We start from the raw sequence: 20,199 nt of genomic DNA on the forward strand, positions 1-20,199 counted from the left end.
TTGCCCTTGGCATCCTCGTACTGAAGCAGGTACCGGCCATTGCTTCTGCATTGGGCGGTGGTGTGGCATTGGCAACTCAGGGCGCTCTGGGCTCTGCTATGTCCGCGATGCGTCCCTCAGCAATCCGCCGTCAGTATCGCGGCCTTCAACGTGATGCACGCTTAGCAGGCAGTGCGGCAACCTCTCCTTACCGTGGCGCCAAGTCTGCCTATCGTGCCTACCAGAAGCGATTCGGTGCTGGCAACACGATGACAGGAGGCTAAGTCATGAATACCAATATCAAGTGGTTAGATACCTGGCGCGTCCGTGTGGCGCGGGTAAAGCGTGGGGTGGGGCTAGTCATCTCGGGCCTGTTACTAGTGGTGGGTATCCTGTTGTCTGTGGCGTTGCTCCCTGAACTGCCTGGTTTGGTCAGCGTCGCTCTTGCTGGCGATGGCGAGGCTGCTCGTACCCTGTTTGTCTGTGTGGCCGGTATTGCCGTGTGCGTGCTCCAGTGGCTATGGCGCGCAGCGATATACCCCGAACTCCGGCGTGCTACATCACAGGAGGAGACGCCATGAGCTACCGCCGTTTGACACCCGAGGAGATCGAGGAACTGCGAGCCGAGATGCGCGCCGCCGGGCAGTGGATGAAAGATGAGATGGCCAGGCGCCGGCGCGAGCGGGGAGAGACGAATGCGGCTGAGACAAGTGCCTCCCCTATTACTAATGGCGAAGCCTACCGATCAGCCCCTGGCGACGAGCAGGTTTGAGACAGGTCCATGCGTATTACTATTGGCGAAGCCCTTGGGGTCAAGGATGGCAATGCCGCCAATAGCACATGCAGCTTTTCGTGCGCACGAAATTTCTGAATGTTCCAAAGGTGTTCAGGGTCCGTGCGTATTACTAATGGTGAAGCCTAACGCGTATACCTGTGATTGCTAGCCTCTCCCGAGGGGGGCGCCATTTTTCTTACGTACGAAAAGAAAGTATGGGTTTAGGGCTAGGGCAGGATTCGCGGGCTGGTACCACAACGTACCGCTGGTTGTGGGGGGCATAGTGGTAGGTCGGTGAGATTTCGTGCGCACGAAATTTGGGGGCGGTTGTGAAGCTAGGGCAGGATTCGCGAAGTGTCAGCCGTTGCCGGCAGGGCGCTGGCATTTGGTACCAGATTTGGAGAGCGACACGCAGTGGAGGGTGACACCGTGACAGAAGCAGCAGTGGTCAAAACCAGGCTGACATCGGCCGAGAAGGAAGCCTGGCAGCGTCTGTGTGAGGCATCTGGCCGCTCGGAGTCAGATGTACTGAGGGAGATGATCCAACGCGTTTGTGGAGAGAGCATCGCTGAAGAGGGGCGGGACATGATGCGAGGCCCCAAGTCCTGCAAGTTATCGGTTCGGCTGACTCGGCAGGAGCAGGATTTGATCACAGAGCGGGCCGCTTACGAGGGCTTTCCGAATCGCACTCGTTGGGCTTCGGCGCTGATTCGGGCGACGCTGCTACGTCAGCCGGTCATGAACGAAGAAGAGCGCTCGGCCTTGATCCAAGCATCTTTCGCACTGACCGACGTCATTGAAAACGCTGGCGGTACCCAGCTGGGTTTGCCTCGCATGCGGATTAAGGATCAGGGCCAGGGAGAAATCAGCATCAAGGAGCTACAGGACAGAGTGCGGGAGGTTAATGAGCGCGTGATGGCACTGGTCTCCGGTGGGCGAAAGCGTTGGAATCTGGTGTGAGAATAGGAGAATGGAAATGCCGCGATATAGTTTCAAGATCGATCCGTGCCCTCAAGAAGACGGCTATGGCTGGGTCCTGAGGTACTTTGAGGATGATTGGGAGATCCCAGGATATGAGATCTTTGCTGTACCTCACGATGTTGAATGGATGAAGAGAGTTGAATACGAAAATGCCAAGTTTTCCGGAGAGCTATGGGTCGAAGAGATGGTAGAAGGAGGAGTGAATGTAGTAGAAGCTCAGGCTGAGAGCGAGCCAGACCCTGGTCAACTGAGCTTCAAGCTCGAAAGATAATTGAAAGTGTGTCCAAGCTCCCACATTGCTGCCAACTGGGATTGGCATATCAGTCTATGTCCCAGGCCTGCTTTAGGCGCGTCACTGTATGCTCCCATTTTGGTGTCGTGGGTTTGCAGACAGTGTTCTGATTGCCGAACAGGCCGACTTCGCTGAATGCCTGCGAGGCAGGGAGTGAAGCGATCCAGCGGACCGGCACGAGATATTCCGCTGCCTCCTCGTCGTCTTCATCGGTCGCCCGGTGGATCTGCGGGTACTCGGTGGCCGTAGTTAGATCCTGGAGTCGCTGACTTCCCTGCTCGGTTTGCACCGTGAAATGGTCGCCTCGGCAACGCTCCCCGGTCACCTCGGCCACTCCTACATAGCCGGTTTTGGGGATGTTAACCCAGACCCGGTCTCCCTCCGAGAGCATGGCGAGGGTCTTCGAGTACCAGGCCGCACCGCCGCCGGCGATGAAGCCATGGCGACGTGCCAGCTCCCAGGGGCGGTTATCGCCGAAGGAAGCGTAGAACTCGCCGTTCCAAGGCTCCTTACGTGCCTTGCGGGCGGCCGGCTGGGGTGGTTCGTCCGGATCGATCATCCAGGCGCGGCTCAGGTAATGATTGCCCTGATCTTCGAAGGCGGCGAAGAACATGGCGTTGATCGAGAGCTGGGCATGCTCATTGAGGTAGTTGATGATCCGTTCACTGCTAGCGTCGAGCTGAGTGGCCACGACCACCAATTGGTGATTCTCGTTGAGGGTGACACTGTCCAGCGGGATGCCGAACTTGGCCTCGAAGGCGTCCTCGAGAGACGGATGAGGGCGCTGATAGCGTTCAGCGAAAGCCTGGTAGATCTCGATCAGCTGGTAGTCGGCCAGGGTGACGACCCAGGAGGCATAGTCGATAGCCTGAGCCACCACGTCGCGGGGTGTCTTGTCGCGCTTGAGTTCGATGACGATGACCGTGCCGTTGGCATCGATAGCCAGTAGGTCGATCAGCTTGTCGAAGCCGGTGCGTACCTGCCGGCCAATCAGCAGCCAATCCCGATTGAGGATCGAGACATCCTGCATGATCTGATCTTCCAGTTGCCCCTCGTCGGCGAGCCCCGTGGGCCGCAGCTTCTGCGGCAGCTCACCCGTAGTACCTGCCAGCTTCCAGATTCCTTGCGCGATGGCCATGTTAGCTCGCTTATTCTAATTGGCTATATAAAACCCTTTGCACGCGTAGAAGGTAGCAACTAAGATACGCTTCAACACGGCCCCTATCGGTGCGACTGCTCGGCAGTAGCGCTGCTTAGGGGTTTTTTATTGTCGTTCCTTCCATTTCCAATCATGCCAGCCATCAATGATGCCCATTCCCTTCAGGTTAAGCCCTGTCGGCGTCAGGTCTGGAAAGCTAATCAATAGCCCGCTTAGACGCTGCCACCAGGTAGAGGTAGGGTTTGTCGTCATCAGCAAATGCTGAACGATGCAGAACAGTAGAAACGGGCGCGCCTGGACATGCGAGTCCTGCCAGGCGTGCTCGAAAAGTGGTACTTCTCCCTGTGCGGGTTTTCGAGGCTGGTCGGCCATGTTCCGGTTCCAGAGACGGCTGTGATGTGCACAAACGTTGCGCAGATAATTAAGGCTGCGCAGCCAGGAAGCGAAGACGCGACCGTTGCTGATTCCGTATCGAGCGGCGATGGCGTCCTGCTCGCGCTCGCGCATGCCACCAAACAGGTGCGATAGCGTTCCGAAATCCCAAATCTCGCTAGCAATCCAGATCGGTACGGGCAAGCCATATTTCTTCTTGTGATGCTCAATGAAGGTCTCCTTCGAGCGATTGATCAGCCTTGCCTGGTTTTCCTGCCATTTATGCAGCGGTGTCAGTCCGGTTTTCTGATCGATTTTTTGGGCGAATTCATCGTGCAGCAGGGAAGGATTCAAATAGGCGTAAGGGTCCAGCCGCCCCAGCGTATGCGCAATATCCACCCGAAGCCCGACCTCGATACGCTCAAGCCCATCCAGTGCCAGCAGGCGCAGCCGCTTGTCGAACACATATAGGTCCACCGCCTGCTGAAAGGTGGCGCCAGGCTTGAAGGTGTCGAGCATCAGGTGATCGGTCTTACCTTTCTTTAGCATGGGAATGCCACTCTTTCTCAACGGAGAACATGCCCCCGAGCGCTGGCGGAAGGCGTACCAGTAACCGCTCAGACGGTAGTAACCAATCCGTTGCAGGTGTGCCAGAGCCCGCTGCTCATCGGTTATTGTCAGGCCTCGACCTTTAAGCTGCTGTAGCTGTTCAAGGTAACTGAGCCAAGGTTTGTCGTAAGCCATCAGTTCACCGCCTGTTCCACTACCGTCTCGGCCAACTGGGCGCGGGTCTCGCCGGCTTCACCCAGACGTACCTTGAGCCGGTCGCAGAGGGCCATCAGCTCTTCAACTTTTTCGACGATGCTCTTTTGCTCTTCCAGCGGAGGTAGGACTACTGGGATTTCTTTCAGCTTGGCAGCTTTTATCCCAGTAGCAGTCATCCCAGTTGCATTAAAGATGAGTTGTTCCTGAAAAGGAAGAGCCAAGATTTGCATCAGCATGAAGGGAGATATCTCTCTCACATGCCATTGAAAGCAAATCGCACGTTGTGCCAGTGCGAACTCCTCCTCTAAATCGACATTTGCAGCGTTCCCGAGAGGAGCCTCTGGGGTAAAAAGAGTATCACCTACACGAGGGAATCCACGGGTCATCCATGTGTGATAATCTGGCTCTGAAATAAATTCCTCAGGGTCCTTGTCGATATACCCTTTTCGAATGTTCTTGGCAGTGATTAGGCGCTTTCCACTCCCTACCTTTTTTGGAGTTTTCCCTCTGTAGTCAATGAATTTTGCCGTATTCCCAAGCCTCACCCACACCCAAGACCTTGGTATGGTTAAGTAAGCCTCTTCAGTATTTACCGCTCCAGAAGCTTTCGTTTTCATTCCTTCTTCACGTTTTAGCCTATCCCTTTCAGCTAGAATCTCATCCAACAAGGCGCTGGCGTGCTTGTCGTTGAGACTCTGCGGCACCAGTCGCCCCATCACCGCCAATTGGAGGATGGCCTTCTTGAGCTTGTCGATGCTGGCCTCGGTAGTGAAGAGGGTATCGAAATGCTCTGCCACGCGGGCCCAGTTCTCGGCTAGCTCTGCGGCATCTGTGGAGTGCGTGAGTGCATCGAGAAGGGTGTCGACCAGCACCTCATGGGCTTCCAGCTGGTCGCCAACCTCCTGTTCCAACCGATCGCAGAGTGCCATCAGCTCATCGACTTTTTCGACGATGCGGTGTTGTTCAGGAAGAGGTGGTACAGGTATCAGGATGGTTTTCAAATTTCCTGTGGAGATTCTAAATCGCGTAGCCCCTTTTCCATAGGATTCAACTTGATTGCGACATGTTGTAGAGTTTAATGCATGGACAACGTATTGCTGATTCAGCATCTCCTCTGTTCTTAGAATGGCTACGTCTACAGCTGTAATGCAGTCCTGCATTAATCCAGGAAAAACTGTCGCTCTTCCTATTGGGCTGGGCAGCCGAGCGATCAGTATGTCGCCAGCATTGATTCTAGAGCATTTTAGTCTAGCAAAAGTTTCTGAATTGATGTATTTTCTTGAAGTATTCTTGAATTCGCCAACGCCAATGTCTGCCAATTGAAGAAGGCGGATAGAACCAGTTGGGTCTTGATCCTTACTTTCAATCCAGTCTCCATCAAAGAGGGGAAAGGGTGCCAGCTGGTCAACGGGTGACCATTTCCAATTATCAGGAATGTCGAAAGGAGCGGTATAGCCACCTGGTTTTTCCTTGAGCTTCTTCGGCTTCCTGACCTTCCCTTCCTCGACCAGCCTCGCTTTCTCCTCAGCGATCTTTTCCAGCAGCACACTTGCGGGTTCGTCGCTTGGGTCCTGCTTCACCAGCTTTCCGCGCACGGCCAGCTCCAAGATCAGTTCGCGCAGCTTCTTGATGCCGGTGAGTTCGATTTTCCCGTTCTTACCCGATGCGCCACGTCCCGTGCCGCTCTTGTGCGTCACGGCGCCGGTCCAGAGATCGAGGTGGTCGGTGATCAGCTCCTGAGCGCTCATGCCGGCACCTCCGCCTGCTGCGGGGTGGCCTGGTCCTTAGACGCATGGTTGAGCGCATCGCCGAGCACGGTCTTTAGTTGGTCACGCAGCTCCTGGATCTCGGCCTGCTGGCGAGCGTATTGCGCAAGCAGCTCGTCCGGATCGTGGCTGACCTGCTCTTCTTGCCAAGGGTTCTTGATGTCGAGGTTGTAGTTGCGTGCCTTGATCTCCTCGATGCCGACCTTCCAGGCCTGTTCGGTTTCCTGGCGGCTGGCGAAGCCATCGGCCTCGTTGCCCCACCAGTCGATCTCGGTGGCGAACTCCTCGACGCGCATGGGCTTGGTCTTGCTGTAGTTCTTGTAGCCCTCGGGGTAGGGGTGCTCGTAGTACCACACATGTTCGGTCGGCTGGCCCTTGGTGAAGAACAGCAGGTTGGTCTTGATGCCGGTGTAGGGGTTGAACACGCCGTTGGGCAGGCGAACGATGGTGTGCAGGTTGCACTCGCTGAGCAGCTTTTCCTTGAGGCGCGTCTTCATGCCCTCGCCGAACAGGAAACCATCCGGCAGCACCACGGCGGCGCGGCCATCCTGCTTCAGCAGACGAATGAACAACGCCATGAACAGGTCGGCGGTCTCACGGGTGCGGAATTCCGCCGGGAAGTGGTTCTCGATGCCGTCTTCCTCGGTGCCGCCGAACGGCGGGTTGGCAACGATCACATCGACCCGCTCCTTCGGGCCCCAGTCCCGATAGGGACGGTTCAGGGTGTTGTCGTGACGAATCTGGCTGGGGACCTCGATGCCGTGCAGGATCATGTTGGTGGTGGCCAGCAGGTGCGGCAGCGGTTTCTTCTCCCAGCCGTAGATGCTGTGTTGCAGCGTCTGCTCGTCGGCGGGCGTCTGCACATAATGTTTGCGCTTGTGCTCGATGGCGCAGGTGAGGAAGCCGCCGGTGCCGCAGGCCGGGTCCATCACGCTCTCGGCAAGCTTGGGATCGACGCGGTTGACCATGAACTCGGTCACGGCGCGGGGCGTATAGAATTCCCCGGCATTACCGGCGCTTTGCAGGTCCTTGAGGATCTGCTCGTACATGTCGCCGAAGGCGTGACGCTGCTGAGATGCGTTGAAGTCGATGCCTTCCTGAATGCGGTTGATCACCTGGCGCAGCAGATGGCCGGACTTCATGTAGTTGTAGGCATCCTCGAACACGCTGCGGATGACGGCGGCGCGAGCGTCGCCGCCGGCATCCAGCTGTTGCAGCCCGGGAAAGAGGGTGTTGTCGATGAAGCTCTTCAGGCCCTCGCCAGTCAGCCCCTCCGGGTCGGCGGCCCAACTGCTCCAGCGCAATTGCTCGGGGATGGGGCTGACGTAGTCGTCGTAGTCCAGCTCCCATTCCTGTTCGCGGTCATCGTAGATCTTCAGAAACAGCATCCAGACCAGCTGGCCGATGCGCTGGGCGTCGCCGTCGACGCCGACGTCCTTGCGCATGATGTCCTGGATGCTCTTGATGGTGGTGCTGATGCTCATGGGAATCTCGTCTCGATAACCGAAAGCGCGCCGGTGTGGCTGCCGGCGCGTAGAATGCGACGTATTGTACCTAGCTGGGTCAGCCGGCTGTAGCGGCGTCTGCATAGAGCGTTTCCTCGAGGGCTCTCACGGCCTCGCGATAGCCGGCCTTGCCGCCGAAGGCCTTGGCGAGCTCCACGGGGGTACCGAGCCGGTCCAGCGGTGCCAGCTTCAGTACCTTGGTGTCCTCGATGGTGGCCACGCCGTTGTCGGCGTACTTGTCGAGCAGGGCGTCCAGCACGGCGCGGGCCTGGCCTTCATAGCGAGTGAAATAGTCCGACTGGCGGGCCTTGGCCGCACGCTGGCGACGGGTGAGTGCAGGCTGGCCGTAGACGATGTGCACGATGGCATCGAAGGGGTCCGGTGTACCGCCGAGGGTCTTCTCGACCTCGCTGGTGAGGTCTTCCCAGAAGACGCCTTGTTCGGACAGCTCATCCAACACGGCCTGCTTGCGGTCGCTGGCTTCCCAACGCCGCAGGAAGTCCTTCAGGGTGGCGTAGTGGGCGCGTACCGTCTTGCGGGTGTAGTCGGTCAGCTCTTCGGTGATTAACTTGCCGTCCGGCCCCAGGTACTGCACGCGCCGGCCGATGACCGCCACGGTGACGTCATCGACGACGTATCGCTTGGGCGGCTCGCCGATCCCGCCGTCTTCGTCATCCTCCCAGCCCCCTTCGGGGGGCAAGGCGGGATCGTTCGGTGACTCGTCGTCGGGCGCGTTTCCATCGACGCTGTCCTCGGCTTCATCGTCGTCGTCCGGTAGTAGTGGGTCGCCTTCGCCAGGTACGTAGACCTTTTCTGGTTCGCCGTCGAAGGCGGGGTCGGCGAAAAGCTCCGTGGCCTTGCGGAAGTCCAGAATCGTGAACCAGAACTTATTGTGCTCTGCGTCAATCCGCGTGCCGCGTCCGATGATCTGCTTGAACTCGGTCATCGACTGGATGCGCTGGTCGAGCACGATCAGCTTGCAGGTCTTGGCGTCGACGCCGGTGGTCATCAGCTTGCTGGTGACGGCGATGACGGGGTAGGGCTCTTCGGGGTCGATGAAGTGGTCGAGCTCGGCCTTCCCCTCGAGCTCGTCGCCGGTGATGCGCATCACGTACTTGCGGTTCTTGGCCACGTGCTGAGGGTTGAGATTGACCAACGCCTGGCGCATCCGCTCGGCGTGGTCGATGTTCTCGCAGAAGACGATAGTCTTCTGCATCGGGTCGGTCTGGGTCAGGTAATCGGTGACGGTTCGAGCGACCAGCTCGGTGCGTTGCGTTAGGATCAGGTGACGGTCGAAGTCTCGCTGGTTGTAGATACGATCCTCGATCACCTCGCCGTGGATGTCGGTCTGGCCGTCGCTGGGGCGCCATCCTTGCAGGTCGCGGTCCAGGTCGACCCGAATCACCTTGTAGGGCGCCAGGTAGCCGTCGTCGATGCCCTGCTTGAGCGAGTAGGTGTAGATGGGCTCGCCGAAGTAGTGGATGTTGGAAACCTCGGTGGTCTCCTTGGGCGTCGCGGTCAGCCCTATATGGGTGGCCCCGCTGAAGTAGTCCAGGATGGCTCGCCAGGCAGAGTCTTCGGCGGCGCTGCCACGGTGGCATTCGTCGATGACGACCAGGTCGAAGAAGTCCGGACTGAACTGCTTGTAGATGTTCTTTTCTTCCTCGCTGCCGGTGACGGCCTGATACAGCGAGAGGTAGATCTCGTGCGACTTCTCGACCTGGCGCTTGGAGATCTTGGTCATAGCCGCGCCGAAGGGCTTGAAGTCGCCGCTCTTGGTCTGATCGACTAGTACGTTGCGGTCCGCCAGAAACAGGATGCGCTGCTTGCGGCCGGCCTTCCACAGTCGCCAGATCAGCTGGAAAGCGGTGTAGGTCTTGCCGGTGCCGGTGGCCATCACCAGCAGCAGGCGATCCTGCCCTTTGGCGATGGCCTCGACCGTGCGATTGACCGCGACCATCTGGTAGTAGCGGGGCGTGCGGCCGCTGCCGTCGTCGTAGAAGGGCTGCTCGACGACCGGGCGTGTCTCTTCACTTAGGCCTTTCCATCGGCGGTAGCCGTGCCAGAGCGCATCGGGCCCGGGGAGCTGATCGAGCGCCAGTGTGGTCTCGGCCTGATCGAAGACCAGGCGGTGGGGGTCGCTGAACAGGAAGCCGCTGCCGTTGGAGCTAATGGCGAAGGGGACATCGAGCTTCTCCGCGTAGGCCTGGGCCTGCTGCATACCATGGCCCAGGCTGTGGCTGGCGTCCTTGGCCTCGAGGACGGCGATGGGCTGGTTCTTCTGGAAAGACAGCACGTAATCCGCCCGACGCGGGTGAGCCCGGTGGTGCATGCGGCCGCGTACCGTGATGCGGCCATCGCTAACCGGGTACTCTTCACGTACCTGGGTGTGGATGTTCCAGCCGGCCTGCTCGATGGCGGGGGTGATGAATTTGGTGCAGATGTCCCGTTCGCTGAAAGCTTGCCTTGTCATAGCTGCTTCCCTGCTGCGTTTATAGATTACTTATCACTTTTTACGCTAGCTTACGTGAAGTTGCGCAGATACGCATGGGGGAAGCGATGAGGGCTCGGCAAGCCTCAAGTCTCACGATTCTGAGAAGCAGCGTCTGGCTGGGATCATCAACCGGCTCAATGACCTCCATGGTGCCGAGGTCAGCGACGATAACAAGCTGCTTTTCGGGAAGATTATCCAGCTTCTGGTTTAAAATCTATATATAAAACGGCTTTTTATGCCGATTTTAGGATTGAAAATAAACCAGCGTGGTTTATTCTTCACTGTGAAGACGGAATTTAAGGTCGCTTTTTGACGTGAAAATAAACCAGCTGCTGCACGAGATCCCGTATGGCGCCGTGGTGACGACCGCCTGGCTAGCATCACATGGCGTCACCTCGGATCAGGCGCGTAAGCTGGCCGGCAGTGGCTGGCTTAAGCGCGTGGGGTACGGCGCGTACTGCCAAGCGGGGGAGCCTCTTACCTGGGAGAGCGCTGTTTTCGCCCTGCAGATGAGCGACGACACGGGCTTACCACTGCTTTGGCCGGGTGGCCAGACGGCCCTGGCACTGCATGGCTTTGCCCACTATCTGCCCATGGGGGAGAGCACAACGCATCTGTATGGAAAGGAGGCCGTTCGGCTGCCCCGGTGGTTGAGTGATGCCGAATGGGTAGGGCGGATGGTGCTCCACTCAGAAAAGGGCCTGCCGGTGCAGCTTCCTGGCAGCTTCACGGACTACGCGCCGGATGGCAGGGCCTTCAGCTTGCAGGTATCGACCCCCGAGCGAGCGGTCCTGGAGTGGATCGCCGTGACGCCGAATCAGCTGCTGTTCAGCAGTGAGCTGGTGGATACCTTCGGCGGCCTCAATACGCTGCGTCCGCGTCGGCTGCAGGCATTGCTGGAGGGATGCCGTTCGGTGAGAACCAAGCGGGCCTTCCTGGTGCTGGCTCGCCACGCCGGGCATGCCTGGTACGGTCGCCTGGAACCACGTCGACTGGATCTCGGCAAAGGCAAGCGGCAGCTCTGCCGGGGCGGCAAGCTGGACAGGGAATATCACGTGACGGTGCCGGAGGCGTTCCTGCATGCCGATTGAAGCTCGCTACCACGAACAGGTTCGTGCAGCCATTACCCCGTCTATCGGTCGACATCGACCTGGCCTACCTGCCGCTGGAGCCTCGAGACGAGGCGCTGCGACGCTGTCGCGATGCGCTGAAGCGACTGGCAGAGACTTTCAGCGCCCGACTGCCAGGCGTGCGAGCCGAGCTTCAGGATAACCGCCGAGACGAGCTGAGGATCCTGGTGCGCCGGGGGCGTAGCCAGGTGAAGGTGGAGGTATCGCCAGTACTGCGTGGCACTCTGCACCCGCTCCAGGAGCGCGATGTTGTCGAAGCTGTGGAAGACGATTACGGCTTCGCGGCGGTGCAGGTGGTGTCACTGCCGGACCTGTATGGCGGCAAGATCTGTGCCGCACTGGATCGCCAGCACCCCCGGGACCTTTTCGATGTGAAGCTGCTTTTGATTGAACCAGCGCGGCCTGGATCGAAGCGTATTTGAGGGCTTCCTGGTCTATCTGCTGGGGCATCCCAGGCCCTTGAACGAAGTGATCAACCCACGGCTGAAAGCGTTGGATGATGTCTACCGACAGGAGTTTGTCGGGATGGCCAGGGCTGATATCCCGTTGCAGCAGCTTGAGGACGTACGGCACGGACTTCTGACGCGGCTGGGCCCGCTGATGACGGATGAAGACGTTCGCTTCCTTCTGTCCTTCAAGCAGGGGGCGCCTGACTGGGCGCTATTTCCGCTGCAGGGCGTTGATCGGCTGCCTGCCGTGCGCTGGAAGCTCGCTAACATCCAGAAAATGGGGGCTGACAAGCATCGTCAGTCCCTGGCGCTCCTGGAGCAGGCTCTGGGTAGTCTTCGGAGATAATGCCCAATATCCCTGCGACGTACCGTCTTAAGTAGACTTCTCCTTATATCCTTTAAACGCTAGGCTGTTACGCATAATTACGCTACAAGCAGGGGATGACATGGCGAACAGCAGGGAAGCTCTGTTCCAGTGGAACATCACCAAGGCCATGTCTGCCGGCGGCTGGGAGCACGTCAGCTGGCTGGAATTGCCCCACTACCGCCTCACCAAGCGCGAGGAGAAGAGCCTGCGCCTCGAGGAGGCCGAGGGTGACTACGGCCTCACCCCGGTCAGCGAGGTGGGCTCAGGCAAGCCCCACGATCCCGAGAAGCAGCGCCTGGCCGAGATCATCGACCGGCTCAACGACCTCTACGGCGCCGAGGTCAGCGACGACGACAAGCTGCACTTCGCCAACGGCATCGCCGACCGCATCGAACGCGACGAGTCGGTGTTGGCCCAGGTACGCAGCCATAGCCAGGACCAAGTGATGCATGGCCTCTTCCCGAAGAAAGTCTCCGATGCGGTACTCGACGCCCTCAGCGACCACGAGAAGCTAAGCATGCCGCTGCTGGAGGACGAGGAAACAGGAAGGCAGTTTGCGCTGTTGATCCTGAAGCTATTGGCGGGGAGGTCGAACAATGACTTGTGTGCTGTGTAGCAAGCTACGGAAGAGGCCTATTATGGCTGATAACGACCTGAAGCGGACATCCCGGAAAGGGGAGGGAGCACATACATTGGGGATATGTAGCATGCGTGATGATTGGTGTTATGCGGCATCAGCTACAGCGCGTACTCCGGACGCTAGTTGGTGAAACTGATCTCATTCTTTAATAATCGATAGTTTTCAGCTGGAAATAGGATAAATAAAAGTTTTATAAAGGAGGTTTGAGTGAAGTTTATAGAGCCATTCGAAATTGAGCAGAACCAAAATCTGAGAGCCCCACAGAAAGAGGGTTGGTTATCAATTCGCGACCATTATCAGGATAATATTGACGCCGAGCGGTTTGTGGGTGTTGTTCTACCGGTAGGATGCGGGAAGTCAGGGCTTATATCTGTAACACCTTATGCAATTCAAGCTCACAGAGTGCTGGTAATTGCTCCTGGTACTCGAATCCGAGACCAGCTTGGTGCGGACATGAAATCAAGCAGCGCTACCAATTTTTATGAAAAATGCTCGGTATTACCTGAAGATGCCGAATATCCAGAAACAGTTGTCGTCGCAAGCGGCACAGTGAACCACGATGATATAGAAAACGCTGACATCGTAGTATCCAATATTCAGCAAATAGCTGGTGAAGAAAATCGATGGCTTGATGAGCTTAAAGATGACTTTTTCGATCTGATCCTAGTCGACGAAGGTCATCACAATACAGCGGCCTCGTGGCGTCAGGTTTTTAATCGCTTCCCAAATGCACGAGTAATCAATTTCAGTGCAACTCCAACGCGGTCAGACGGGCAACTAATGGAAGGCCACGTTATATACTCATTTCCTGTAACTCGAGCAATACAGGCTGGTTATGTAAAACGACTGTCCGCAAAAATGCTTCGCCCATCTGAACTGACTTATATTGATCGTGGCAATGGAGAAGAACGTACAATCGGATTGCATGAAGTAATTGATCTTGGCCAACAGGATGCAGAGTTCCGTCGCGGCATTGTAATGTCAGAAAATACGTTGTCTTCAATAGTAGACTGCTCTATAGGTGAGTTAAGGAGGCTCAGAGAAGAAACCGGAGAGCAGCGCTTGAAAATCATTGCCTCAGCCTTAAATATTGATCATTGTATACAAATCACGGAGGCGTTTAGAGCAAGGGGATTGAGAGCAGGCTATGTGCATTCGCGCGAGGGAGCGGAAGCGAATCAAAGAGTTTTTCAGCAGTTGGACAATCATGAGCTTGATGTGATAGTTCAGGCTAGGATGCTTGGCGAAGGGTTTGACCATAAGTTTTTGGCAGTCGCAATGGTCGGCAGCATATTCGCAAATCTTTCTCCTTTTGTTCAGTTCGTGGGTCGGATAATGCGCGTCGTTGAGCAAAATTCTCCAGATAATCCAGTCAACCGTGGAGTGGTGGTGTTCCATGCCGGAGCAAATGTAGCTCAGCGCTGGAATGACTTTAGAGATTTTAGCACTGCAGACCAAGCTTATTTTGCCGACTTATTACCAGAAGCAGACAATGTAGATTTTGATCCAAATGGAGCCACCGAAAGGGAACCTACGGGGGCGGGGGGGCTATCTCCTGTCGATATCATATCTGAATCTGATGTTTCTGCAGCCGAAATGGACCCTATTGGCAATCCAGAAGTAGCCGACCTTCTTCAACAACTTGTAGACAAAGGCATTACTCCAGACCAAGCCGCGGCGGGAATCCGCAGAATTCGACCCACCCGGCAAGATCAACGCATTGCACGCCGTAGCGCATTGAACGAGAGAATTCAAAATGAGACCGGTGGGTTGTTGGGGCGATGCGGAGTAAATCCTGGTGGGCGCAATCTGGACCCCCGGCACCAAAGCACAAATTTTCAATGGGTGGTAACTGAGCTCAACCGTAGAGTGAATGCCTCCGTGGATCAAGAAGGTTCAAATCGCGAGAACTTCACTCTCACCCAGCTGGAAACCGCTCATGAGGCCCTGAATGGGCATGTTGCCTCTCTTGAAGAGGAAATGCGTAATGGGTAGACCAAAATCGCTTGTCAAAAATATTTACATTTCTGAAGCAAAAAGGGCTCACTCCTGCAAATCAAATGCTAATCATAAAATAAAAAATGGTGAACAAAGGCTTACAGTAAAGGAAGGGCAAAGTGAGAGAAATTATTGTATGGAATGTGGCAAGCGGTTCATAGACTTGGCAATAGAGGATTTGAAAAGAATTCGATCAGATTATTGGCCATAATAACATTAAGAATGTAGATCTTTTTTTCGGTAAGTCAAGAGTGACGCATAACCAAGCCAAGCACAGCGACAGCTTTTCCGTTGCGGCTTCACCTCCACTACAAAGCTTCGCGTGTTGGCGGCGTTATACATCAGGAAAATCTCAATGGCCGCTTCTGGCCGTAAGCGGTCAGCATGCCTTTGAGAGAAGCAATCTTGCGCTCCTCATAGGCATGCTGTTCGAGAGGGAGAGGCCCTTGAGCGGTACACCAGCGGTACACACACCAGCTTCCTGTGTTATCCTCAACTTTCGCTAAGCTACTGATTACAAAGAACTGTACATTTCGCTAGATTACGGTTGCTTTTCCAAGGATATCAGTGGCCTATTGTTTTAAAAGCGAACTCATAATCCCTTGGTCGCTGGTTCGAGTCCAGCTGGGCCCACCAATGAAATCAATCGGTTACGCCACCAAGGGTCAATATTCATCAGTGTGTGGTTGCTGATTGGTTGCTGATCCGCGGCAGCTTCGCCACCACGCTTTCCCATCTGGCCGGGTCGGCATGAGCATAGCGGCTGGTCACCGTCAGTGACGAATGACCGAGCAGATCCCTGATGCTCGTCAGCGCCTCCCCCTTGCTCGCCAACAATGATGCATAGCAGTGACGCAAATCGTGAAAGCGGATGTCGGGGCGACCTATCTTCTCCCTCGCTTTCTCGAACGCGCCGCGCACCCTGTCGCCCGTCGTGTCAAACGGCAAGGCTTCCACTAGCGGTAGGGCTTCCTCCGTCAGGGGTATGACCCTCGGTTTCCCGCTTTTTGTCTGATTGGGCCTGAGCACGATGCGGCCGTTGTAGACGTTCCCTGATTGCAGTGCCATCAGCTCCCCACGCCTCATGCCGGTCAGCATCGCCAGCAGGATTACCTTTCGCTCGATCCTGTAACGCTCCGGCACTGCTTCAAGCAGTTCGGCGAGCTCCAGCTCGGTCAGGTAGACATGGCGCTCGTTCTTGGGCGATGGTTTGCGCAGCTTGCCGTCCAAAGGCATGTCGATCCAGTCCCATTCGCGGTACGACAGCGAGAGCACCCGCTTGACGACCTGAGTGCGGTTGTTGATGGTCGACTGCGCCAGCCCCTTCTCCTTAAGAGCCTTCTGCATCCTACGTGCCGCGTCCAGCAGCTCCTGCCCGATGATCACGCCAGGTGCATGCTCATCCATCCACCTGGCCACCAGCAGGATGTGCTGCTTCTGGGAGCGGACATCGTATTCGCTGACCATGCGTTGCAGCCCGTCAGAGAAGGTGTGCTTGGGCTTGCGGCCCATCACACCGTTGAACTCGTCCTCCTGGCGCTGAGCCTCTGCCTTCAGCGCAAACTGCCTTGCTTCTCCTTCTGTGCGAAAAGTTCGCTGAGTACGCTGGCCGTTGACGGTGCAGCGGACGACCCACGTGCCGCGATCTTTCCTGTGCGAGACTGTGTATCCCATTTCCGGTCCTCCTTCCGCTGAGGACCGCGCCTGCAGCGTTTAGCGTACTCTTCAACTGCCTCAGGCTCAAAGCGAACGGCGTTGCCTAGCTGGACGTAGCCGATCCTGTGCTTGTTCCCGTAGACCCAGCTCAGGCTCATTCCCAGCATTTCAGCGACCTGCTCTGGTCTGAGTAATGCGTAGGCCATTACTAATTCCTTCATTGGCTGGACAGATGGCCAAATCATCGCCGGAGCGGCATAGCGCAATCCTGTTGTCTGCTAGGTGAAAAAATCTATCTAAGCAGAACTATTGATTTATTGACCTGGGTGTGGTTGATGGTTATTGTGTTTAAGGTATTGTTTTTATTGCTTATTTTTTTAAGTGTCGTTTTTTAGTTTTGGAGAGGCGTCTGGGGCGGGAATCGAGGTTTGCAATGCTGAATTCTGTTGTGTCGACCTAGAGATTGGAGAGGCCCTGGATGCGCGCGATGGTATCCTTAGGGGAGGTATAGATAGAGGTCAATGTGATGTCGGATAAGCCAGAGGATTCACTCATGGGCGAGAAGTCGCCTATGGGCGAGCGTAGGCGTCGTGCTCTTGCGGACACTGCCGTGGCCATGCGGTGGGCCGGAAACGAATTGACCGGGCACGCCTGGCAAGTGGTGGAGCGGGTTTTCGAACATTTGGGCGTGTCGGACGCGCAGGAGCGAGATGCTCGGATTGACGAGCTGTTTGCCGACATGGAAAGCGGTGGCTTTCGGCCGAGTGAGGCGATGGAGTCTATCGCCTTGAGCCAGGGTAAGGTGGCCCTCACGGAACAACGCGAGCGGCATGCGGATCTTGCGCTGCGCCAGGCGGTGGCGGTGAAGTATGAATACCACAAAGGCCTGTCTCCGCTGACGGCCACCGGTATGGGGGCATTTGACAGCAGTCTGCAGCATGCCTTTCAGCGCATGCAGTCGTCCCTGCTGGAAGCGCAGCGGCACCTGGCTGCGCTGGACATCCTGAAGAACCTCGAAGGCAAGCACTACAGCCAGCGGGCACGCAAAGGCGGGCACACTCGCGCCCGGCCCGCGTCGGAGCAGGATCAGCAGGCGCTGTTGGGCGTGATGATCAAGGGCATGCTGTACAACGATCCCGGTGCGATCAAACGTGCCCAACATAATGCCGAGGCCGTCGCGCATGAATGGGCTGTGAGAATTTTTGAACTTAACCGCAACTTCCGTATCCTTCACATCACTCCCGGCAATCTTGAAGCCGAGATCCTCACGTTATTGCTGAAGCGTTTGAAGGCCGGTCAGGATGTCAGCGATCGACACATTCATCGGTGTGTGGTAGCCCGTCAGCTGCGTCAGCGGCGCGATGCCTTCCGCAGTGACGGGGCCGCTCGCATGGAGGCCGAGCTGGTCCACGAGCGTGGCTTCCGTGAAGGTGTCCAAGGTGTTCTGGTGTACTTGCTGGAGGATCGGTTCGGGGAACTACCCGATGAGGCGGTGGAAGCAATCCGAGCAATGCGCCACGTTGACGACCTTCAAGCCTGCCTGGATCGGCTACCCGAGGCGGCGTCGTGGCAAGCCGTGCTGCAGGCGCGTGAAACCGCCACATGACGTAGATAGCACTTGCCGCCCCGGAGGGCGGCAAGGCAAAGGAAGGCATCAGAGGTTGCTCGTGTCCGGCGGCCCCAGCCAGGGCATCAGGTTGATGTAGCGCGTTCGATGCTGCGTAAATACCACGACCTGCTGCTGGGTAATGAGTACCTCTAAAGCCGCCTTGAGGCGCTTCTTGTCGCGCAGGGATCGCGGCGCACGCTGACGCACGTCGTTGTACCGAATGATGCGCCAGTTGAATTGCCGAAGCTCATTGAACCACTCATTCAAACAGAAGGCATCCTGCTCCTCCTGGGGAGGCGGCATGAACACCTGCTGGAATTGGCCGGAGTAGAACAGGCAGAGATCCATGGCCATCAGCACCGTCTCGGCGGCGATCCCGCCCTCATGGCCCTCGAACAGGTGTATCAACGCGGCTACACGCGCGATGTTTTCCGCGAGCTTCGAGCCATGGTCGGGGCAGGCTTCATAGTACCCGCCAGGCCCCATCTGTCGCTCGATCTCGTTGGCCACCTGTACCCAGCAGGCCGCTCCCTCCTCGGTGAATTCCAGCACCTCACGTGGCATGTCAGGCGCGTGGGCCAGGATCAGGTTTTCCCGTGTCAGGGTAGCCAGGCGCGCCTCGGCCTGCTCCCAGGCCTCCCATGCCGGGGTGGTATGCAGCGAGTAGAAGCGCTGACCGCGAACCGACGGCGGCGCACAGACGAGAAAGCGGGCAAGCATGCCGGAATCCCTTGCCTGCTGTCCCTGTGCCTCCATGTACTGCTGCAGGATGCCGGGCTGCACCATCAGCAGCAGCATCAGGCGAGCATCGTCGAGCACGATATCGTCCTTGGTGGCTCGCGTGATGACCGTACTGCCGCCGCTCCACAGTGAGTTGATGTGGCTGCGTGCCCGGTTCATGGCGCCCTTGAAGAAGACTTCCGCCTCGTCGGTAGCCAGGGCGGCGCTCGGGATCGCCGTTTCCAGGCCCGAGAAGAGCGCTTCCGGCGTGGTGTCCTCATACAGCAGCCGGAACTCGCGGGGCGGCTCGGGCCGACGCTGATGCAGCTCACGCAGCGATTGCCGTTCACGCTCCGCGGTACCGCCCTTGGTCTGCTTGCGGTAGATCGCCTGGGTCAGCACCTTCTCCTCGGTGCGCCACTCCTCCAGCTCCCCCTGGTAAGTATCCAGCCGCTTGCGCCACTCCCGGCGCTGTTGGCGCTGCGCCTCCAGAATCACATACAGCACTTTGTCGTAGAGGGGCGATTTGCCCTCGCCGGAGCCCGCCACGCCCAGCACATTGATCGAAGTGGGTTTGATGGCTCCGTAGGGCATCTTCAGGTCGTAGCGGCCCTGAGCCACCATGCTGACCCCTGCCAGCAGGGTCAGGACGGTGAGTTCCATCGACACCTGGCAGTTCTGGCTGAGCTCCTGGCTTGATTGCCATAGCAAGGTGGGGGCGAGTCGCTGGGCATGGAAGTGGCCGGGGGCGGGCAGCACGGCTTGGAAGGGATAGCTCATGGTCACTCTCTCCTGTTTGGGTTGGGTTGCCACCAGATCGCGTCCGATGACTGGGCAGAGAGTGACGTCGTTCGGCTCGCATTAAATTGGCGCTGGTTACAGGGGTAGGCGCTTCTAAGCAGTGTGTATTGACAGAACGAGGGTAATAGTATCTAGAAAAAGGGGGTTTTGAGCGCTGCCTGCCCCTCCGATGTGGTTATTTTGGCTATTAGTAGCCGAAATAACCGCTTTCAGGGTCCCCAACGCCTTCGATCCGCCTGCCTTGACCGCTTGGACGAGTGTGATAGTCGAAAATAGTTAAGACGAATTTGTAATAAATTTGCATTTATCCATTCAATTTCTCGCTAAGCGCTATTCGCCATTTCACCCCCTTCCTCGAACCTCGACGCCGCTGACGCTCGGCAAGGCGCGTTACTCTGCCCTTGAATGCGCCGTGACCCACCGCTGCAGTAGCGTCGTGCCCGGTGCTTTCGGCATGCGCCGGAACTGCAGCCACTCTTCGAGCGTGCGGTGCGGCACACCCACCTCTTCAGCCATCTGAGCCTGAGTGATCTTGCGGATCTTGGCCAGCGCCTTGGCATCCCGGATCAGTCGTCGCTTGGGTTCATCTCGCTCCATCGCATCGAGCCGCCGCTGAGCGTCCTCTGACGCGTCGGCAGCGCTCTGCCAGGGCAGCGAGCCAAGTGACGGACTTGCGTTTGGTTGAGCGGCGTCTGCGGCACTCTGATGGGTGCCCTGCCGGAAGCGGAACGGGAACATGGC

18 protein-coding genes and 2 pseudogenes are annotated in these 20,199 nt (G+C 57.3%); 11 read left to right on the forward strand and 9 right to left on the reverse strand.

The window, feature by feature from the left end; translation table 11 throughout:
• The 5 genes from QPM17_RS21435 to QPM17_RS21455 form a co-directional block, all read left to right on the forward strand.
• Positions 1-263 (forward strand): hypothetical protein (locus QPM17_RS21435; RefSeq protein WP_479691235.1); only part of this gene is annotated, 263 nt, incomplete at its 5' end.
• Between the two features lie 3 nt (positions 264-266).
• Positions 267-560, forward strand: coding sequence for a hypothetical protein (locus QPM17_RS21440; protein WP_285393737.1), 294 nt, complete (start codon positions 267-269; stop codon positions 558-560).
• Complete coding sequence (locus QPM17_RS21445) at positions 557-751, forward strand: hypothetical protein (protein WP_285393738.1); 195 nt, start codon at positions 557-559, stop codon at positions 749-751. Before QPM17_RS21440 ends, QPM17_RS21445 begins: the two co-directional genes overlap by 4 nt.
• 357 nt (positions 752-1,108) lie before the next feature.
• Positions 1,109-1,714: a hypothetical protein gene (locus QPM17_RS21450; RefSeq protein WP_285393740.1), complete on the forward strand. Its 606-nt coding sequence runs from the start codon at positions 1,109-1,111 to the stop codon at positions 1,712-1,714.
• Positions 1,715-1,730: 16 nt separating this feature from the next.
• On the forward strand, positions 1,731-2,006 hold the full coding sequence (locus tag QPM17_RS21455; protein ID WP_224415645.1) for a hypothetical protein: 276 nt from the start codon (positions 1,731-1,733) through the stop codon (positions 2,004-2,006).
• Between the two features lie 49 nt (positions 2,007-2,055).
• On the opposite strand, the gene QPM17_RS21460 is transcribed toward QPM17_RS21455, so the two are convergent.
• The 5 genes from QPM17_RS21460 to hsdR form a co-directional block, all read right to left on the reverse strand.
• Positions 2,056-3,165, reverse strand: coding sequence for a PDDEXK family nuclease (locus QPM17_RS21460; RefSeq protein WP_285393743.1), 1,110 nt, complete (start codon positions 3,163-3,165; stop codon positions 2,056-2,058).
• 126 nt (positions 3,166-3,291) lie between these two features.
• Positions 3,292-4,302, reverse strand: a complete 1,011-nt coding sequence (locus QPM17_RS21465; protein ID WP_340367394.1) for an Abi family protein — start codon at positions 4,300-4,302, stop codon at positions 3,292-3,294.
• A complete protein-coding gene (locus tag QPM17_RS21470; RefSeq protein WP_285393745.1) occupies positions 4,302-6,071 on the reverse strand; it encodes a restriction endonuclease subunit S in 1,770 nt (589 codons plus the stop codon). Before QPM17_RS21470 ends, QPM17_RS21465 begins: the two co-directional genes overlap by 1 nt.
• Entirely contained in the window at positions 6,068-7,573 is a 1,506-nt protein-coding gene (locus QPM17_RS21475; RefSeq protein WP_285393747.1) for a type I restriction-modification system subunit M, read from the reverse strand. The genes QPM17_RS21470 and QPM17_RS21475 overlap by 4 nt, the downstream gene beginning before the upstream one ends.
• 79 nt (positions 7,574-7,652) lie before the next feature.
• Complete coding sequence (hsdR, locus tag QPM17_RS21480) at positions 7,653-10,067, reverse strand: EcoAI/FtnUII family type I restriction enzme subunit R (protein ID WP_285393749.1); 2,415 nt, start codon at positions 10,065-10,067, stop codon at positions 7,653-7,655.
• 335 nt (positions 10,068-10,402) lie between these two features.
• Here hsdR and QPM17_RS21485 point away from each other — a divergent pair, with 335 nt between their 5' ends.
• The 5 genes and pseudogenes from QPM17_RS21485 (at position 10,403) to QPM17_RS21505 (ending at position 14,669) form a co-directional block, all read left to right on the forward strand.
• Positions 10,403-11,179, forward strand: coding sequence for a type IV toxin-antitoxin system AbiEi family antitoxin domain-containing protein (locus tag QPM17_RS21485; RefSeq protein WP_285393751.1), 777 nt, complete (start codon positions 10,403-10,405; stop codon positions 11,177-11,179).
• Between the two features lie 23 nt (positions 11,180-11,202).
• The gene (locus tag QPM17_RS21490) at positions 11,203-11,640 is read left to right on the forward strand and encodes a nucleotidyl transferase AbiEii/AbiGii toxin family protein (protein ID WP_285393752.1); all 438 of its coding nucleotides are present in this window, start codon (positions 11,203-11,205) and stop codon (positions 11,638-11,640) included.
• On the forward strand, positions 11,606-12,013 hold the full coding sequence (locus QPM17_RS21495; RefSeq protein WP_285393754.1) for a hypothetical protein: 408 nt from the start codon (positions 11,606-11,608) through the stop codon (positions 12,011-12,013). The genes QPM17_RS21490 and QPM17_RS21495 overlap by 35 nt, the downstream gene beginning before the upstream one ends.
• A gap of 172 nt (positions 12,014-12,185) precedes the next feature.
• Positions 12,186-12,650, forward strand: a pseudogene (locus tag QPM17_RS21500) (type I restriction endonuclease subunit R); the annotation flags it as partial.
• A 231-nt stretch (positions 12,651-12,881) separates the two neighbouring features.
• The gene (locus QPM17_RS21505; protein ID WP_285393755.1) at positions 12,882-14,669 is read left to right on the forward strand and encodes a DEAD/DEAH box helicase; all 1,788 of its coding nucleotides are present in this window, start codon (positions 12,882-12,884) and stop codon (positions 14,667-14,669) included.
• 678 nt (positions 14,670-15,347) lie between these two features.
• On the opposite strand, the gene QPM17_RS21510 is transcribed toward QPM17_RS21505, so the two are convergent.
• The gene (locus QPM17_RS21510; protein ID WP_285393757.1) at positions 15,348-16,346 is read right to left on the reverse strand and encodes a tyrosine-type recombinase/integrase; all 999 of its coding nucleotides are present in this window, start codon (positions 16,344-16,346) and stop codon (positions 15,348-15,350) included.
• Between the two features lie 41 nt (positions 16,347-16,387).
• Positions 16,388-16,573, reverse strand: a pseudogene (locus QPM17_RS23865) (helix-turn-helix domain-containing protein); the annotation flags it as partial.
• A 281-nt stretch (positions 16,574-16,854) separates the two neighbouring features.
• Here QPM17_RS23865 and QPM17_RS21515 point away from each other — a divergent pair.
• On the forward strand, positions 16,855-17,934 hold the full coding sequence (locus tag QPM17_RS21515; protein WP_285393759.1) for a hypothetical protein: 1,080 nt from the start codon (positions 16,855-16,857) through the stop codon (positions 17,932-17,934).
• A 48-nt stretch (positions 17,935-17,982) separates the two neighbouring features.
• Here QPM17_RS21515 and QPM17_RS21520 read toward each other — a convergent pair whose 3' ends face one another.
• A complete protein-coding gene (locus QPM17_RS21520; RefSeq protein WP_285393761.1) occupies positions 17,983-19,437 on the reverse strand; it encodes a YfjI family protein in 1,455 nt (484 codons plus the stop codon).
• Between the two features lie 411 nt (positions 19,438-19,848).
• A complete protein-coding gene (locus QPM17_RS21525; RefSeq protein WP_285393763.1) occupies positions 19,849-20,196 on the reverse strand; it encodes a helix-turn-helix domain-containing protein in 348 nt (115 codons plus the stop codon).
• Positions 20,197-20,199: the final 3 nt, after the last annotated feature.

This window comes from Marinobacter azerbaijanicus (assembly GCF_030250645.1).
GTDB classification, from domain to species: Bacteria; Pseudomonadota; Gammaproteobacteria; order Pseudomonadales; family Oleiphilaceae; genus Marinobacter; species Marinobacter azerbaijanicus.

What these genes read in the sequence shown, in the direction of transcription:
- QPM17_RS21440 (WP_285393737.1), top strand. Translation starts at nt 267, where the DNA reads ATGAATACCAATATCAAGTGGTTAGATACCTGGCGCGTCCGTGTGGCG.
- QPM17_RS21520 (WP_285393761.1), bottom strand. Translation starts at nt 19,437, where the DNA reads ATGAGCTATCCCTTCCAAGCCGTGCTGCCCGCCCCCGGCCACTTCCAT.
- QPM17_RS21445 (WP_285393738.1), top strand. Translation starts at nt 557, where the DNA reads ATGAGCTACCGCCGTTTGACACCCGAGGAGATCGAGGAACTGCGAGCC.
- QPM17_RS21455 (WP_224415645.1), top strand. Translation starts at nt 1,731, where the DNA reads ATGCCGCGATATAGTTTCAAGATCGATCCGTGCCCTCAAGAAGACGGC.
- QPM17_RS21510 (WP_285393757.1), bottom strand. Translation starts at nt 16,346, where the DNA reads ATGGGATACACAGTCTCGCACAGGAAAGATCGCGGCACGTGGGTCGTC.
- QPM17_RS21515 (WP_285393759.1), top strand. Translation starts at nt 16,855, where the DNA reads ATGTCGGATAAGCCAGAGGATTCACTCATGGGCGAGAAGTCGCCTATG.
- QPM17_RS21470 (WP_285393745.1), bottom strand. Translation starts at nt 6,071, where the DNA reads ATGAGCGCTCAGGAGCTGATCACCGACCACCTCGATCTCTGGACCGGC.
- hsdR (WP_285393749.1), bottom strand. Translation starts at nt 10,067, where the DNA reads ATGACAAGGCAAGCTTTCAGCGAACGGGACATCTGCACCAAATTCATC.
- QPM17_RS21460 (WP_285393743.1), bottom strand. Translation starts at nt 3,165, where the DNA reads ATGGCCATCGCGCAAGGAATCTGGAAGCTGGCAGGTACTACGGGTGAG.
- QPM17_RS21525 (WP_285393763.1), bottom strand. Translation starts at nt 20,196, where the DNA reads ATGTTCCCGTTCCGCTTCCGGCAGGGCACCCATCAGAGTGCCGCAGAC.
- QPM17_RS21475 (WP_285393747.1), bottom strand. Translation starts at nt 7,573, where the DNA reads ATGAGCATCAGCACCACCATCAAGAGCATCCAGGACATCATGCGCAAG.
- QPM17_RS21465 (WP_340367394.1), bottom strand. Translation starts at nt 4,302, where the DNA reads ATGGCTTACGACAAACCTTGGCTCAGTTACCTTGAACAGCTACAGCAG.